The organism is Paenisporosarcina sp. P4_D4 (genome assembly GCF_056401835.1).
This window is the reverse complement of sequence record NZ_JBFUIO010000060.1, coordinates 1-16,293: the sequence shown is the minus strand read 5'-3', so window position 1 is coordinate 16,293 and position 16,293 is coordinate 1. Positions and strand designations below refer to the sequence as shown.

At 38.4% G+C, this 16,293-nt stretch carries 10 protein-coding genes; 1 reads left to right on the top strand and 9 read right to left on the bottom strand.

Annotated features, from left to right (window positions below):
* Positions 1-118: SLAP domain-containing protein (locus tag AC1DSL_RS12475; RefSeq protein ID WP_477532411.1), on the top strand; the 118-nt coding region annotated here is incomplete at its 5' end.
* Positions 119-188: 70 nt separating this feature from the next.
* On the opposite strand, the gene AC1DSL_RS12470 is transcribed toward AC1DSL_RS12475, so the two are convergent.
* The 9 genes from AC1DSL_RS12470 to AC1DSL_RS12430 all read right to left on the bottom strand — a co-directional run bounded on the left by AC1DSL_RS12470 (position 189) and on the right by AC1DSL_RS12430 (position 16,143).
* Complete coding sequence (locus AC1DSL_RS12470) at positions 189-2,699, bottom strand: phosphodiester glycosidase family protein (protein WP_477532409.1); 2,511 nt, start codon at positions 2,697-2,699, stop codon at positions 189-191.
* 244 nt (positions 2,700-2,943) lie between these two features.
* Positions 2,944-3,561: an S-layer homology domain-containing protein gene (locus tag AC1DSL_RS12465; protein WP_477532408.1), complete on the bottom strand. Its 618-nt coding sequence runs from the start codon at positions 3,559-3,561 to the stop codon at positions 2,944-2,946.
* Between the two features lie 147 nt (positions 3,562-3,708).
* Positions 3,709-4,731, bottom strand: a complete 1,023-nt coding sequence (locus AC1DSL_RS12460) for an acyltransferase (RefSeq protein ID WP_477532407.1) — start codon at positions 4,729-4,731, stop codon at positions 3,709-3,711.
* Between the two features lie 158 nt (positions 4,732-4,889).
* Positions 4,890-5,390: a C40 family peptidase gene (locus AC1DSL_RS12455; protein WP_016428081.1), complete on the bottom strand. Its 501-nt coding sequence runs from the start codon at positions 5,388-5,390 to the stop codon at positions 4,890-4,892.
* Positions 5,391-5,605: 215 nt separating this feature from the next.
* Positions 5,606-7,960 (bottom strand): bifunctional 2',3'-cyclic-nucleotide 2'-phosphodiesterase/3'-nucleotidase, encoded by a 2,355-nt coding sequence (locus AC1DSL_RS12450; RefSeq protein WP_477532410.1) that lies wholly within the window; start codon positions 7,958-7,960, stop codon positions 5,606-5,608.
* 393 nt (positions 7,961-8,353) lie between these two features.
* Positions 8,354-9,571 (bottom strand): S-layer homology domain-containing protein, encoded by a 1,218-nt coding sequence (locus AC1DSL_RS12445; RefSeq protein WP_477532406.1) that lies wholly within the window; start codon positions 9,569-9,571, stop codon positions 8,354-8,356.
* Between the two features lie 27 nt (positions 9,572-9,598).
* Complete coding sequence (locus tag AC1DSL_RS12440; RefSeq protein WP_477532405.1) at positions 9,599-11,413, bottom strand: M14 family zinc carboxypeptidase; 1,815 nt, start codon at positions 11,411-11,413, stop codon at positions 9,599-9,601.
* Between the two features lie 238 nt (positions 11,414-11,651).
* Complete coding sequence (locus tag AC1DSL_RS12435) at positions 11,652-14,453, bottom strand: S-layer homology domain-containing protein (protein WP_477532404.1); 2,802 nt, start codon at positions 14,451-14,453, stop codon at positions 11,652-11,654.
* A gap of 313 nt (positions 14,454-14,766) precedes the next feature.
* A complete protein-coding gene (locus AC1DSL_RS12430; protein WP_477532403.1) occupies positions 14,767-16,143 on the bottom strand; it encodes an O-antigen ligase family protein in 1,377 nt (458 codons plus the stop codon).
* Positions 16,144-16,293 lie beyond the last annotated feature (150 nt).

Below are 16,293 nucleotides of genomic sequence, written 5' to 3'. Positions count from 1 at the left end.
ACTTAAGGTTAATGCAAATACTTCTAAACCCTGGACCTTCTTGTTCCCTAAGGAAATGGTCATCAATAAAGATTCTGATATGTCTAAATGGACCGTCAGAGTGCCTCAGAGCGCTTAAAAGCGATTTATCTATCTCTCGGGTCATATTAAATAGAAAAAGCATGTGAGCAATCGCTCACATGCTTTTCTTATTGAACTTTAAATTCCGTTATCGAGTCTTTTACCATTCGGACACCTTTTCCATTCGGTACGAAATGTGTAACGACTAATCTATAGGATTTCCCTTTCACATATCCTCCCGTTGGTGCACTGACGACAACTTTAGTTGCATCACTTCCCGTACGGACGGCTACACTTTGGCGAGTTCCGAACTCATCCTCGACATAAACATGCTTCGTGTTGAAAAATGCGGAATTCATTTGTTGATTGAAAGTCACCGTAAATTGTTTATTTGTATCCACGACTCTCGCTGACGAAGAAGGAACAAATGATTTTGTAGGAATTGGTTGATTTGAATAAACGGCTTGGACCTGGTCAATCCAAATCGAACCCTTACCTTTCTTCGCTGAAGAAGTTTCAGCAATATATATCTTGTTCAATTTCACTGGACTTTGGACATTAGTCGGAATCGTTGCTTCAACGTATTTCCAGCCTACCCAATTAAGTCCTCCATCTTGAGTAAAGTCAATCACTGTTTCGCGACCATTAGCATCTGTAATGGCTGCGCGTAACCAATGATTTGCACCATCTCCATATACCCATGCACCAATTTTCTTAGGTGCCGCAGGAATGGACAAACCGTTCGGCCAAGTCAAGTACGATACGGAGGTACCCTCAGCAAAGCTTGAAAAATCATAAGACAACTTAAGGAAACTGGATCCTTCTTTAGCCTGCAACGTTTTTTCTAAACCAATGGTTGCAGATGAACGGATGGTTTCTGCCTTTAATCCAGTGAGTGAATCTAATCCACTGACTTGTAATGATTTATTTGAAACTGTAACAGGAATCGACACACGTGCAGATCCGAATGTTCCTGTGATTGAACCCGTAGCTTCACTATTTCCTGCATTGAAAGTAGTGCCGTTGATTGAGCCTACGCCTCCTGTTGTCGTCCAGGAAACAGCTGCAGGATTGAAAATAACTTTTTGATTATTACTGATTCCATTCACTTGGAAATTAGCTGATTCTCCAAGTCCGACACGAACTTCTGAAGGAGATGCCACTAATTGTTCAATCGTATCGGTAACTGTAACAGGAATTGAAACCGTAGCGGTATCGTATTTTGCGGTGATTTGCCCTGTTCCTGCTTTCACTCCGACGAAGCGATTATTTTCAATCTTCCCTACTCCATTTGAAACTTCCTGAAGTTCTAGTTTCGTAGAATCTACTATTAAAGGATTATAATATTGATCTAACACATAATTTACTTTAAAACCTAGAGATGCACCAACAGCAACGATTCCCTCTTGATCCTGAGAGACATTTACATGAGTGGCTTGTCCATTAGGTGCAGTACTAATTGCTTCCAAAATAGCAGAGACTGAACGTTCTGAGCCACCAGAAGGACGATTAATCAGAGACGGGTATACATTTCCGTAACGTCGAGTAACCATCGCTGTCGATCCACCACCATCCAAATTGATGGCATTATAAGCACCGATTGAAACAAGGTACTTTGAAAATTCAAGTAGAGTCATACCTTGGCTGTAACCAGACTGACGACCATCGACCGTTACGAAATATGCACGACTGCCAGTGGCATCGGTCGCAACAGCGGTACGGGAAGTTCTTTCAGTTGCACGACCGGCTGTGATATCAATTGTCAAAGCAGACTTTCCATCCTGTACGAGTAAAGGACCTGATGCCAACATGAATTGTGAGCCTTTCCATGCAGAATCAACATCAACTGTCAGTGAAACGTCGTCTCCTATTTTCATAGATGATAATTTAGCACTCGATGTTCCAGATGCGGATAGAACAAAACCATCTTTCGGGATTGTCGAAGAAGTATACTGACCATACGGACGTATAGCGGATACTTTACCGGTCACTTTTTCTCCGAATTTCAACTGGGAGTCTACTTTTTTTGTTACTCCCGTTACAACCACTTCAATTCCATATTGGTTTTGACGGGTTTTTTCTTCACGAAAACCTTCCGTGTATAAAATTAATTCGTTATTTGCTCTTTCCCGGTTCATATCTGTCGTTTTAAATGACGACCCATTATGTTCAATCGTACGTTCTAACGAATAACGTCCAACTTTCGCTTTATTTTCAGCCGTCACACCAAATGCAGCTGGCACGTACATATAGTCATTAAAATTAGTCGAAACTCTTCCTAAATTAACGATTTGATCATTTTTTGCCAGTAAATATGAAGGATAACGATTTTCGAAGGTGAAAAAAGATGCATTAATTGCACCAACTACATTATGGCTCGGATATGTATGTTCTTTTGATAAATTAGTTACTGTCTTAAGTGTATTGATTGGATTGGATACCCCGTATTCGATTTTAGTATACGGATTTGTGACATCGATGGAGAGTTTGTTTACTTTTTGTGGGTAACCTCCCACTGATGTCGAGATAGTTTCGTGGTGTATACCAGGAGATAACGTGGCGGCAGAAACGGGTAAACTTGAAAAGACTAGAATGAATGCTAGTAGAAAAGCAGGCATTCTTTTAAATTTTAGGTACATGATGCAGCTCCTTAATGTTAGATTCTACTAATAATTATACTAAAATATAGTAAAATAGAAATAGTCTATTTGTAATTGTTTTCCATAAACGAAAAAGAATCCACGGGAGACCAGTCCCGTGGATTCTTTTTCGCGCATCAACCAAGTTTTTAAGTTTATGAAAATACAAAACAGGATTTTTAATACGTTTTCATTGTATCACAATTCAGAATTAGTACAAGATGGTAATTTTTCATTTTACAATTTAATCAACTGAAATTACTTCTGGGGGTGTAAGTGACCCAGCAGTTTCTGCACGGTAGATGAATAAGGCAAATTCACCTCGTGTAATATTTGCTTTAGAACCAAATTCAGTAGCCGTTTTCCCTTGCGTAATATTACTTTCAAGCAAAGCTGCTACAAAAGGTTTCACTGTCGAAAGAACATCAGTAAATKGAATATCCATAGAAGTAGCCTTTAAATCGTATGTAAGTGCAATGACCTTCGCCATTTGTTCACGTGACATAGATTGATAACTTCCGAAAGTCTTGGTCGATAAACCATTCATAATTCCGTTAGCCGCAAGAGCATTAACAGCCCATTGACGATTTTGAGGAACGTCCGTGAATCCTGCTTGTGGATAATTCCCATCCGGAGTAAAACCATTTACACGGGCAATCATGACTGCTGCATCAATACGTTTGATTTCATTGGAAATACCGAATTGCGTTTCACTGATTCCCTGTGCATAACCTTTACTGACAATATGGTCCACAGCTGGTTTATATGTATTATTTACATCTGAAAAAGCCGCAAGAACCGAGTTCAAAGGAAGTAGGACGACAATTGCCAATGACAAAAGCAACAAAGTTTTTTTCAACATTTTACAGCTCACCTCTTTTTAAGTCTCTTATAAGTGTAACAAAATATGGAAATGAATACCACCATGCAAATAGTGCCAGGCCCTCCCTCTCTCAGTCGGGAAGATTGAGATTCAAACGGAATGACCTGACACTTAGTTTTGAATGCTTTATGGTACTAGTTTATTAACGAGTGGAATTTTTTGAAGAATCCACACGATGATAAATGATGAAAAGAATATAGCAATCCACACTAGCGGCACTGCAAGTACTGGATGAACCCAATATTCGTCAAACCCTATACGGCGACCATATAACTGGATGATGGGATGTAACAAATAGATTCCCATGCTGGCAGCACTGATTTTTTGAATAACAGTATTCGGCTTGAAGACATTCGGAAACTGCTGAAATAATACAAATAAGAAAACAGCAATCACCACCGTATTCGGTGCAATATACAAATAGAAGAAACCATCCAATCTCCCGTCATTCTGGAGAGTCAAAACATATGTGCCATAGGCTGTTACGGCATACCCGATCACGGCTAACAGTCCAAGCAAAGGCAACCATTTCCGTTTGAGAGGATATAAGATTAAATACGCGCCTAAAATAAAGTAGCCAATATACGTACCGAACAGTCCAGCAGACAAAGCCAGCCCAAAATCGAAGAATTTTGGTACGAATGGAAACAAGCTTGACATGACAAACCAAACTCCAATAAAGTATTGCAGCATTTGTTTAGAAGAGGAACTGACTATTTGTCTTAAAAACGGGGTCATTAAATATAAACCCAAAATAACGTATAGAAACCATAAATGGAAGAACACAGAGTCCGTCAACACCATTTTAATCATTTGTTTCCACGTATGTTCTTCAAACCACATGAATTTGCGATAGACGATGTAAATAATACTCCACGCCAGTAACGGTATTGCAACCTTACTAACCCGCTTCTTGAAAAAAGGGACTAACGGTTCCTGTTGTTTGCGCGTCAACAATAGTGCCCCACTGATCATGAAAAATAACGGGACACTGTTACGTAAGGCAGAATCCAATAGATTTGCAAACCACCAAATTTGGTGACCAATCTCCATACTTGATACTAGCTGTGCTACCACATGTATACCTACGACTGAAAAGATGGCGAAAACTCTCATCCAGTCCATATAATCATAACGCTCAGTCGACATTCTCTCATATCCTTTCTACATCAAAAAATCTTGAACTAACTTCATTTCTAAACTTCTTTGCTCTCGCGATTCTATTTCGAAGACTCACATCATATTATTCCATATAAAAACGCCTTATCGCAAATTGAATTTACGACAAGGCGTATGAGAATGTAAGTTTATTTTTTAGCTGAAGCTACTTGGGATACGTTTGCAACACGCTTAGCGCCAATGTATTTTGAACCCCAGTAGTAGGGATCGTTAAGTTTTGCAATTGAAACACCTTTGCTAGATGATGAGTGAGCGAATTTTCCTCCACCGACGTAAACTCCTACATGAGATACACCCTTACCTGAAGTATTGAAGAAAACCAAATCGCCCGCTTGTAGATTTTTCTTAGCAACTGATGAGCCTGTTGAGTACATGCCTGCAGATGTTCTTGGAAGATCAACACCTACTTGGTTGTAAACATAACCGATAAATCCTGAGCAATCAAATCCGTTTGCTGTCGTTCCACCACGTAAATACTTTGTTCCCATAACATTATTTGCTGCAGATACAAGCTTGCTTGAATCAACACCACTTGAAGCGTCCACTTCATTTGCTAATGGAGCAACAATTAATAGTATAGCGAAAGTAATCATCGTAAGAACTTTAAGGAACTGAGACTGTAACTTCATGAATTATAATCCTCCGGTTTGGCCCATGGCTAAAAATTTTCTGAAAACTTAACTAAAGTCATCTTACCATGAAATATACCTGTTTTATTTTACAGTTGTGTAACAATGTCGTTACATTATGAGTCGAATTTAAGATAATCTTGTAATAATAGAATGTTCAGACTATTAAACATAAAAAAAGCAGTGACCGATTTGGCCACTGCTTTTGCATGTTATTATTTTAATAAGTACTTACCAAATCCATCTGTACCTTCACCCAAGTAGCTGATATTACCACTAGTAGGAATAACTTCAACCGCTTTTTTAGATGATTCAAACATTACTTTAGCTGATGCAGGCAATGTTGTAAACTTCCAGTTGCCGTCAGCAGAAGGATCAATTGTTTTCTTTTCGATAATATAGTCAATGACCGCTTGGCGGTTTTCAACAGTATATATTTCGACTTCTTTAGCATTTCGTACGCCCGGGAAATTACCGTTTGCTCGGTAGTTGTTTGTAGCAACGATGAATTCCTGTTTAGGATCGATTGCTTTACCATCATACTTCAAGTTTTTGATACGTGTTGCATTGGCATTGATTTCTTTGCCATCAGCATCATATTTTGCTGGTTGTGTTACATCGATTTCATATGTCACTCCATCAATTACGTCAAAGTTGTATGAACGGAAGTTAGTATTGATCAGAGATTGTTCTGCTGTTTTTGTTGCGTCGATTTGGTTGAACTGGCCTGCAGACATCTCAAGCCATTCTTTCACGTCAGCTCCTGTAAGTTTTAAAGTAGAGACAGTGTTGTCGTATAAGTACAAATCTGCGACGTTCTTGATTGCCAATTCACCTTTTGGTACATATGTGTAATATTCTGGATCGCTGCGGGTACCTGCTTTAAATGGTGCTCCTGCAGATAGAATAGGCAACTTGGAGTCAGCTGTTCCTGCTAATTCTTTTTCAACAAACCATTTTTGAGCATTTGTTACAATTTGAATTGATGGATCATCTTGAACTTGTGAGAAGTAACTATGGATAATTGCAGTTGTTGTTCCTACTGCTTTACGCACATATTTAATTGTTCCTTCGTGTGCAACTTTAACCGCTTCTACTACTTTAGTATCTACATCACTTTCATCTTTAGCAATCGCACGTACTTCAGCTTTAGAAGAAGAAACTGTCCAATCGTTTCCTTTCTTAGCTAACGTTAAATCGATTACACCCAAATGGCTGCCGAACTTGCCAGACATTACTACAGGTTTCCCGTTGATTGTACCTTGTTCAACATTCACGCCAGTTAATGAAGCATCAACTTTCCCAGGGAAAACTTGATGTGCATGTCCTGTAATGATTGCATCGACACCTTCAACTTTTGTCATCAAATATGACACATCTTCTTCGCCTTTTTCGTGAACCATGTCACCCATGCCCGAGTGGGACAGAACGACAATTACGTCTGCACCGTCTTTTTCCATTTTAGGAATAAGTGCTTCTACAGCATCTACTGAATCGTCTACAGTGACTTTTCCTTCTAAATGAGACTTGTCCCATTTAAGAATCGCAGGAGGGACAATTCCAGTTACACCGACTTTAATGGTCGTTTCTTTTCCTTTAGAATCTTTCACTTTTTTATCAATGATGACATACGGAGTATACATATTCTTCCCTGTCTTAGCGTCTTTCACGTTTGCATTTACATAAGGGAAGCCAGCATCGTCCATCACTTCATTCAAGTATGGAAGACCATAGTTAAACTCATGGTTCCCAAGAGTGGCAACGTCATAATCCAACAAATTAAGAGCCGCTATCGATGGGTGAACTTCCCCGTCTTTCAATGGCTCCACTGATGATTTGAATGAGCCTAGTGGAGTCCCTTGAATCAAATCTCCATTGTCGAATAACAAAGTATTGCCATTTTCTTTACGTGCATTTTTGATTAATGTTGCTGTCTTTGCAAGACCCAAGCTGTTGGACGGCGTATCTTTGTAATAATCATAGTTCACTATATTCGTATGGATATCAGAAGTTCCAAGAATTCGTAGCGCTACTGTCGTATTCGCAACAGATGCCTTGTATTCTTTCAGGAAACGTTGCACGAGTGCACTCATTTCCCCTTTGCTTACATGGTGACCTGGTCTTACTGTTTTGTCAGCATATCCAAGTAAGAAGCCCATTCCAACTCCTTTTGAAAGATCAGAACGTAAACTTCCGCTGATTTTATTGCCATCCTTGAACTCTTTTAAGTTACTAATCGGAAAACTCTTATCAGTCCCAATACCACGAACCGCAATTACAAATGCTTGTTCACGATTTAGAGTACCGTTTGGATCAAATTTTGTTGCAGATTTGCCATTGATTAGTTTTAACTCAACTGCTTTTTCAATATACGGTTTCAGTTCATTTGGAACGTCATCAAATTTAATCGTTTTTCCAGTTCCCAGTTCCACTCCCATCGCAGTAATTAGTGCCTTCACATATTCTCCGCGCGTAGCATCTTTTTCTGCAGCAGACGTTTCTTGGCTTATCCCCAAACCACTTACAGCTAACGACATTGCTAATGCTGAAGCGGATACTTTTTTCCACATTGTCATGCATTTCTCCCCTTAATTCGAAATAATGAAACAAATTCATTATACCAAATTTAGGATGTCGGAATGTTAAGTCTATGTGACTGTTTTATGAAGTTTTTCTACTATTTCCCTATTCTTAAAGCTCATTTTTTATTAGCTATATTAAATGGTATTGTAGATATTCCGCTAAACCGCTCCGCTTTCCGTGGGCGATCGCCGAGCCTCGGTCTCGACTGTCTCGCTTTCCCACGTGAGTCTCCGCTGTTTTGCTACATATCTCTTTATAAGGAAAAATCAAAAGTGACCTTTAACATATCTTCTTTATTATCGATTAATATTAGTTCTTCAAAATATTAATAGAAAAAGAAAGAACCTATCTTTTTCACAGATAGGCTCTTTATACTCTATTTAGTTAACAGGATAGTACTCAGTTAGTTCACCAGTATTTACATCAAAGACATACGTTGTTTTCCCATTCACCTTAAACAAATCCAGTCCTAATCGAGGTTCTTTTCCTGTATGTTGAATTGAATCAACTTCTTCCTGGTAGTAAAGAGGAATAGCATATTTTAGGTAATCAATTGATTGCTCAATTGTGAGTTTTAGTGGATCTTCTTTAAACGTACGTGGGACGTACGATTTGATTTTCCAAGTATCACCGCTTCGTACTAATTCAATCGTGGCACGGTAACCCGAATTAATCCCATTTGAAGGGACGGTCGCATCCACTTTTAGGACATTGTCCGTTTTCGCAACGACTCTGAATGGTAATCCAAATTGGAAGTCATGTATAACATTTGCGTTATCACAGTTATAACATGACGCTTCATATCCTTTTAATGCTTGTGATAAGTATGGCTCCACCACTAGCTCTGACAAATCATCCTTAATATCTGCAGCTTTATGATTCGGATGATATTTTTCAAGACCTTGAATCATGATAATTCGTGTTTTGCGAGTAGCTTCATTAATGGCATTCATCACTTCAAAGTCATTATAAGTAGATCCCGGAACCTTTTTAAAGGCACGATACATGAAAGCTGACATTTCACCTCGCGTCAACTTTTTATCCGGTGCAAACGACGTCGCCGTTACACCTTTGGTCACTCCATTGCGGAAAATCGCATCAACGTAAGGCGCCCAACGTTCATTGACATCAGTAAAAGGTACTTTAGCATTCATTGTCACTGAATAATTGAAAGCTCCTGACAAGATGCGCGTCATTTGAGAACGTGTCAATTCAACTTCAGGACGGAATGTCCCATCTTCATAGCCATTGACATACCCTAGTGAAGCAATTGTGGAAATTGCTTCGTAATAGGCACTGTCGGATTTAACATCTGGGAAGCTCTTGTTGATATCCGGCTCCATGCCAAGAAGCATATACAGCATGTATGCTGCTTCCCCACGAGTGACGATTCCAGCGGCGTCAATCAACACTTTACCATCATTCGTATATTCTGCTTCCAATACTTCTTTCATGTTCATGGAATAGACAGCCTCATAAAAAGTGTTGTTCATGGATAAATCGGTATAGATTGAATGTTTTACGCTAGCATCGGCTTCATTAACAAATGAACTTGCAAACAAGACTCCTAGTGCCAAGGATGCAATTGCTTTTTTCATCATCATATCCCTCTTTCCATTATTATATTAATTCCGTTTCCAAGCTTCATTGGCAGCGTGCAAACCGACTTTATGATTCTGTTTCCAAATGCCATCCCAATAAGCAAGTGGAACAGGCGCCTCTCCAGCGTATGGAGCAATCTCCACTGTAACACCAGGCATCTTCGTCACTTTAATAAACCAATCCGCGGAAGATCCTGTTCCTTTTCTATAATAAGGTGGGACAATTGTATATCCTGTAATCGATTTAAGCTGATTCACATATTGAACATCCCTGCTCAGTTGCGCTCCTGCTTGGAAATTGAACCAATACAGGACTTGTCCAGAGGAATGATAAGAGACATTGGACATAAACTTATGTTTCTCGACAAAATGCTTCAACGCAACTGCTTCTGGTTCAGAAAACGCACGTGGTCCACGGTAACCCATCCAGTTTGGCTTAGTAATATTATTATCAATATAGCTCCATCCTGCATCAAAATTTTTGTTTAAATCGACTCCCCGCACATTCGCTTTCCAACGTGCAAAGTTACTCGAACCGTTGATTTTTCGAGCAAGTGCGCCATTTGTAACAGCACCCTGCCCACCCTGAACCAGCGTAACACCGTCAGGATTCATCATTGGAACGAACCAAATGCTCGTTTGATCCAATACCGTTTTAACGTTATATCCAGCAAAGGTTGTTTTGTTATTGTAATGAAGAGAGTAAGTATCAATCATTTCTAAAAGTACATTGGTTGTCATGTGCTCCCGTGCATGCATGGATGCATCAAATAAGATTTCTTTCTTACCATTTCCTACTCTTAAAGCGTAAATCCCCCGTCCTTCTACACTCTTCCCGATGAGTTCAAACTTAGTGAACTCCGGGTACATTCCCGCTATTACTTGCATCCAATAGGACATTTCTCTGTGAGAAATGTTTTTCTTTGGTTGAACAAGGTTGGAATGTGTCACATTTTTCAAAGGAATATACGCAACCGAACCAAGAAACTCAATTACGCCTTTATCTTTACTGAAGTTATGTAATGTCAGCACACTTCCTCGACTTAAATAACCAATCGTAGTTCCTGAGCTGTTAGTGACAGCAGTTTCATTTTCCACTCGTACGGACGCAGGAAACATCGGTTTAGCGGCAGGTATGATTGTTGCAGCTGTACTGGATGGCCAAGTGCCCTTTACAGGAATTTGATAGGTCTTCCCTTTTGCGACAAATTGATGATAACCACTAACTTCTTTCTCACGATTAATGATAAAACCAGACGCTAAGGATCCGACTTGAATTCGCTCACCACTGCGTACTTCATATAACGGAAGCTTTGTTTCTAAGACTTGAATCGACATTGCTGGTTTTGTGAAAGATATGATTGCATCATTCCCCGGGAAATATCCGACTTTCCCTGCGACCAAAACTTTGAAGAATCCATTTTCGTAGCCAATTGTCGTGAAAGAAACTGCTGAATTCCCACGAACTAACACATTGCTTGACGAAGATTTTTCACCGAAAATAGTAAAGTTGGTTTTTGTATTAATTTGTCTTTCAGTGCCAGTTTGAACGTCCGGCAATACTTTGTCGGATGGTGCCAAAAATCGACTTTCCATGTAAAAGGTTTTTCCACCAATAGACACTCGTAACATTGAAGCATTTTGTGTCGGCTGGTATTGAACTGTGTTGCCTGCACCTTGCAAAGTTGAGACAGCATTTGTCATTTCCATTGATGAATACAATGGTACTTGATCATTAGTTAACTGACCATGCATCATAGTATCATTTGCGGAAACCAGTTGTGGAAGTGAAAATCCAATTCCGATAACAAATAAAAAGATTAATAATGATTTTTTCATGTAGTTGCTCCTTCAGTACGCAATATATGTAAAGTATATTTCATATTGTTGGCTATTTGTGAGAATAATTGCTAAATGAATATAAATGCTTACTTGAACTCTTTTGTTGTTAGTCCTATATGCTATAGCTGCCTACTGAAGATTTTGATGTTTTCATTCTTAAATCGTGAAAAAGATAAAAAAGGATCATACCAGAATATCTGGTATGATCCTCTTTAAAAAATGTTAGTTTAAGATATTACTTAACGTTAACTTTAACAGTAACAGTTTTACCGCCAGCTTTAACAGTTACGTTCAAGCTATCACCAGTATCTAAACCAGCTACTGCAGCAGATGAATTACCGTTATTTGTAAGTGTTGGAGCAGCACCGCCACTAGCATTAGTTACGCTAGAGAATGTGAATGTTGGTGTTATTGTTGTAGTAACATCAGCGAAAGCAATTTTCCCTGTAGTTGCATCAACTGTTGCAGCTTTACCATATTGGTCAGCAACAACTAAGAATTCAGCTAAGTCATCAGCATTCACAGTTGAAGCTGTAGCAACAGCTAAATTCAACTCAGTAACTACTTTTTTATCTTCTTTTACTTCAAAAGTAGAAACTGAAGGTGCTACACGTGAAACTACTACAGATTTCGCTAGTGTGTCACCAGTGTTGTTAATAACAACTGATAAATTAACAGTTTTTTCAACTACTGAAGCATCAGAACCCCATACAAAAGTTCCATCAGTAGTTAACTCAGTTCCATCAAATGTTACACCAGTTGGTAAGCCTAGTACGTTGAATTCAGTAGCAGGAATAACTAGTTTTTTACCATCTGCAGTGAAACCATTTACAGTTAGTTCACTTGCGTAGTTTACATCGTTATATAAAGGAGTAACATCAGCTAATTCATACTTAGTGATTTCACTTTGTGCTACAGTACGGAAAGTTACGTCTGTAGTGTGAAGTGCAACACCAGCTTTTTGTAATTCTAATGTCACTGAAGAAGTACCTTTTGCAGCACCTTTTAATGTTACTTTTGTAGTATCATCAGCCGTAGCAGAAGTAACTGTTACATTAGCATTGCTAGAAGTAGCAACGATGTCATAGTTAGCATCAGCCACGTATGTCATTGTACGTCCGTATTGATCTTGAATTACGAAGTCAGTCCATTTTAAATCTACTGATTCGCCAGCAAAAATTGCTGTTTCAACAGTTGATTTCAAACCAACGATTGTTTTTGGAGTTGCAGTAGCTTTAACAGATACAATTTCAGTATCAACTTTACCAGTTGATGAAGTAACTGTTAATACAGCAGTGCGATCTGATGTATTAGCATTTCCATCTAATTGTACTTCATAGAATACTTTTCCATCTTTTTCAACGAATGTACCAGCTCCAGTTGCAGTTGCACCAGTGATACTTGGAGTAATACCAGCTAAAGCAGATGCTTTAGTAATTACGTTACCTTTGTTATCTGTAGCTTCTACTGGGAATGAAACTTTATCTCCGCCAGCAATTAGGTCTACAGTAGGAGCGTTAAGTTTAACAACATCTACTTTTGTAGCTTCTAATACTGTCGCTTTGTAAGTAACTGCTTTACCAGTAGATTTAGATACTACTGTGATAATTGACTCACCGTATGCATCTTTTACATCTAATGCTAGAGTAGTATGTTTTTTACCATCCGCATCTGTTACTTCTGCGAATGTACCAGCTGATACTACACCACCATTTGAAGATGTAACAAGTAAGTCAGCGTTTAAAGCTGCAACATTAGTTACTTTGCGACCATATTGATCTTTAACATCTACAGAAACGTAGAAATCTTTTGCGTTATCTTCTTGTTTAAGAGCTTCAACAACTTTGTTATTAACGTCTACTAAACTACCGAAAGTTACATCAACAGCTTTTGCTTCTGCAGCAACAGTTAATTGTGCAGATACACTTTTCGCTGATGCACTGTCAATCAAAGTAAGAGTAAATGCTTCTCCTGCTTTAATATCAGTTTTAGTAATTGTTACTTTACCATTTAAAGCTACTGCTGTTCCAAGAGTAGATGTTGCAATCGGAGCTGCAGTTGTCATTGCTTCACCGTATTGGTTTTGAATTTCATAACCTACTTCAGCAGTGTTAGCAGCAGCGATGATTGCTTTGTCTGATAATAATTTAACTGTTGCAACTGCTTCGCTTTCAACTGTTACATCTTTAGTTAGTGCAGTTTCAGTTAAACCAGAAACAGAAACTGTGTAAGTTCCTTTAGTTAACTTGTTATTTAATTCGATTACTGCAGATTTTTTATCTTCAGCAAAAGTTACTTTAGAGATTCCTTGATTAGAAGTAGCTTTTCCAACAGTAATTGCTGCTTTTGTAGTATCTACAGCTTTGTTGAATTTAACTTCAATTTTTTTCACGCCAATTGCATTAACAGAAGCTAACTCAGAATTAGCAGCTGATGTTTCTGCACGGAATACGAACAATGCGAATTGACCGCGTGTTACGTTTTCACCAGTACCGAATTTTGTTGCTGTCAAACCTTGAGCAACACCAGCTTCGTTTAAAGCATCAACGTATTGCTTGAAAGTGTCAGACACGTCAGTGAATGGGAATTTGTTTGTTGCATCACCTACTAAGTTGTAAGCGTTAGCGATGATTTTCGACATTTCTCCACGTGTAGTTAAATCGTTAGCGCCGAACTTACCAGCTGCTTTACCAGAAACGATTTTCTTTTCAACTAGGAAGTTTACAGCCCATTGAAGATCCTTAGGTACGTCAGTGAAACCAGCGTCAGTATATTTCCCATCTTTTGTTGCTCCAAGTGCTTTAGCAATCATTACTGCAGCATCTTGACGTTTGATGTTATCGTCAGTACCGAATTTACCGTTAGGGTAACCTTGAGAGATTCCTTTGTCAGCAAGGTAAGATACCGCTTCTTTGTAGCGATCTGAAACGTCCGAAAATGATGCAGCCGAAGCTAATGGTGCGATTGCAGATGCAACAAGTGTTGCTGTCGCTGCTGTTGCAACGAACTTTTTGTACGACTTTGGTTGATAAGCCATGTTAAGTATTCCTCCTGTTTTGTGTATAGTCTGTGGTTTAATAACGGACAAGCCGCTACAAAATATTTCACAGTTTAAATTGTACCAAGATTTGCAATTTCACGCCAGTTTTTTCTATTTACCTAGTAAATATATATCTTCCGCGCAAGAAGAAAGGTTTATAGAAATGGCAGTAAAAGGACAAAGTTTTACAATTAAACTCCTATTTATTCTAACAGATTACATTTACATTTCAACTATTTTATAAAGATTACGTCAAATTAACTGTCGTTTTTTAGGAAATTTCAGATTTTTCTAGTCTAACAGCCTATTTTTATAGGTCTATTAGCTTCTCTCTGACATTTAACATCGCTAAAATGGATGCGATATAGATAGAAACTGCTGGAGCAGTCAGTACATGGCCTGCTGTATATGCAATCCCCACTGCCAATAAGAAGGCCACCCCGTATAAAATATATAGATACGTAAAGTGTGTTTTAATATTTCGTACAAAATGTAGTAAAAACTTCCCTGTATACCAGAAGAATGGAGCCATTAAATAAAAGAAGCCAATCCATCCAAATGAATAGAACAAATCATGGAAGTCCATTTCAATCATTTTCAAGTCTTTTCCTGGTTCAGGTTCTTCATAGTTTCCTGCAAAGCCCATACCGAACAACTTTTGTGTGATTGGTGAAGAATTAAAATCTGCATTGAATTCTTTTTCATACTTTTCTCGTGAACTGAAAATCAAGTTTTGAAGTTGTTCATTTGTTATTTCGGGATCGTCTTCGATAATTTCTTCCCCGTTGGCATCCAGTTCTGGTTCTTTATCCGAATCTCCAAAATTAATATTCAAGATGTCCAAATGAGCGTACATATTTCCGAAAACAGGTGTAAATGGTGTTGCAGCTGCAAGTAAAACAATTAATCCGAAAGAAATGATTAAACTTGATTTTACTTGTTGCGTTCTAAGCTTCATAAACACATACATGATGATGCTACCAATCAGTACTGATAAAAGGACAACCAGTATTCCACCGTAACCAACCTTAGTTCCTAATGCTAGCATTCCTAGTGACAACATGACAAATGGAATCCAGAACCACGGTTTCTTAGCATTTGTTGTTCGTTCGATTGCATACAGTGCAAGAATCGGTAAGATAATCGCCATAATTGCCCCTATTTCGTTTCCTGCATAGAACCAACCAGAGTAACCAACTTTGGTATGTGCATAGTTGGATAAACTCGTGCCAGTAAGCTGAGCTATGATAAATACTGCGCCGATAATAAAGCCTGCTAACCACATATATTTCGTCGTATGTTTCTCGATATCCCAATCACGTGCTTGTAATTGTTTATACACAATCATGAATCCAAGGAACACGATATTGAAATATACTACTTTATTGAAGAACTTTAATTCCTGGAATAGATAATAAGGATCTTTGACGCTTATATTCAGGAAAATGTTAATACCAATAATTAGTGCTAAGCCAACTAGGTATATTATGTAGCCGCGTGCCAATTTATTCGAGCGGGCCATCCATAATAAAAATAAACCCATTGTTCCCATATAAGCAAAGCGGAGCATGACTCCTATTGTAATATTCGAGCCCAATAAAAGTTTGGACCCAGCTGTTAATACATCAATGACGGGTTGAAGCACAAGAAAAGCAATAAAATAGATTAGAAATTTAGTTTGATTCATAGCAAGTTAAAATCCTCTTTCGTTAGTTGTTTGTGGATTCAATTCATTAAAAATAGCTGAAAGCTTCGTTTGAATTGTTGTTTGTTCATATTGTAAGGCGGTTTCATAAGCCGCTTGAGAAATCTTTTCAAATTCTTCTTTCGACAGTTC

Coding starts and splice junctions, on each gene's coding strand:
- AC1DSL_RS12445 (WP_477532406.1), bottom strand. CDS start 9,571: ATGAAAAAAGCAATTGCATCCTTGGCACTAGGAGTCTTGTTTGCAAGT.
- AC1DSL_RS12430 (WP_477532403.1), bottom strand. CDS start 16,143: ATGAATCAAACTAAATTTCTAATCTATTTTATTGCTTTTCTTGTGCTT.
- AC1DSL_RS12435 (WP_477532404.1), bottom strand. CDS start 14,453: ATGGCTTATCAACCAAAGTCGTACAAAAAGTTCGTTGCAACAGCAGCG.
- AC1DSL_RS12455 (WP_016428081.1), bottom strand. CDS start 5,390: ATGAAGTTACAGTCTCAGTTCCTTAAAGTTCTTACGATGATTACTTTC.
- AC1DSL_RS12460 (WP_477532407.1), bottom strand. CDS start 4,731: ATGTCGACTGAGCGTTATGATTATATGGACTGGATGAGAGTTTTCGCC.
- AC1DSL_RS12440 (WP_477532405.1), bottom strand. CDS start 11,413: ATGAAAAAATCATTATTAATCTTTTTATTTGTTATCGGAATTGGATTT.
- AC1DSL_RS12450 (WP_477532410.1), bottom strand. CDS start 7,960: ATGTGGAAAAAAGTATCCGCTTCAGCATTAGCAATGTCGTTAGCTGTA.
- AC1DSL_RS12470 (WP_477532409.1), bottom strand. CDS start 2,699: ATGTACCTAAAATTTAAAAGAATGCCTGCTTTTCTACTAGCATTCATT.